General features: G+C 57.9%; 2 rRNA genes. Both read left to right on the top strand.

Annotated elements, in window-relative coordinates:
• Positions 1 to 76: ribosomal RNA gene (locus ACFWP2_RS39640) — 16S ribosomal RNA — on the top strand; the annotation flags it as partial.
• Positions 77 to 344: 268 nt separating this feature from the next.
• Positions 345 to 1,087: ribosomal RNA gene (locus ACFWP2_RS39645) — 23S ribosomal RNA — on the top strand; the annotation flags it as partial.

Here is a 1,087-nt window from a genome sequence, read left to right on the forward strand (position 1 = left end):
GAAGGTGGGACCAGCGATTGGGACGAAGTCGTAACAAGGTAGCCGTACCGGAAGGTGCGGCTGGATCACCTCCTTTCTAAGGAGCAAATATGCCGGTTGCAGGCGAATGTCCTGCACGGTTGCTCATGGGTGGAACGTTGACTATTCGGCACATTCGGTAGGGCCTGTTAGTACTGCTTCGGCGTGGAACACAGGGTCTTGGCGGGTGTGTCGGGCACGTTGTTGGGTCCTGAGGGAACGGAAACGTTGTCTCAGAGCCGGCCTCACTTGAGGTGGTCTTCGGATCATCGAGGGTGTGTGACTGGTCGTTGTTTGAGAACTGCACAGTGGACGCGAGCATCTGTGGCCAAGTTTTTAAGGGCGCACGGTGGATGCCTTGGCACTAGGAACCGATGAAGGACGTGGGAGGCCGCGATAGGCCCCGGGGAGCTGTCAACCGAGCTTTGATCCGGGGGTGTCCGAATGGGGAAACCCGGCAGTCGTCATGGGCTGTCACCCGCTGCTGAACACATAGGCAGTGTGGAGGGAACGCGGGGAAGTGAAACATCTCAGTACCCGCAGGAAGAGAAAACAACCGTGATTCCGGGAGTAGTGGCGAGCGAAACTGGATGAGGCTAAACCGGAACGGTGTGAGACCCGGCAGGGGTTGCCGTTTCGGGGTCGTGGGATTTTTCTTGATCGGTCTGCCGGCCGGTCGGCGAGTCAGAAACCGTATGGGTAGTCGAAGGACATGCGAAAGGTCCGGCGTAGAGGGTAAGACCCCCGTAGACGAAATCTGTACGGCTCGCTTGAAGAACACCCAAGTAGCACGGGGCCCGAGAAATCCCGTGTGAATCTGGCGGGACCACCCGCTAAGCCTAAATATTCCCTAGTGACCGATAGCGGATAGTACCGTGAGGGAATGGTGAAAAGTACCGCGGGAGCGGAGTGAAATAGTACCTGAAACCGTGTGCCTACAAGCCGTGGGAGCGTCGTCAGTCGGTTTACCGGCTGGCCGTGACTGCGTGCCTTTTGAAGAATGAGCCTGCGAGTTTGCGGTGTGTAGCGAGGTTAACCCGTGTGGGGTAGCCGTAGCGAAAGCGAGTCC

It is taken from the genome of Kitasatospora sp. NPDC058444 (assembly GCF_042721415.1).
Lineage (GTDB): Bacteria > Actinomycetota > Actinomycetes > Streptomycetales > Streptomycetaceae > Kitasatospora.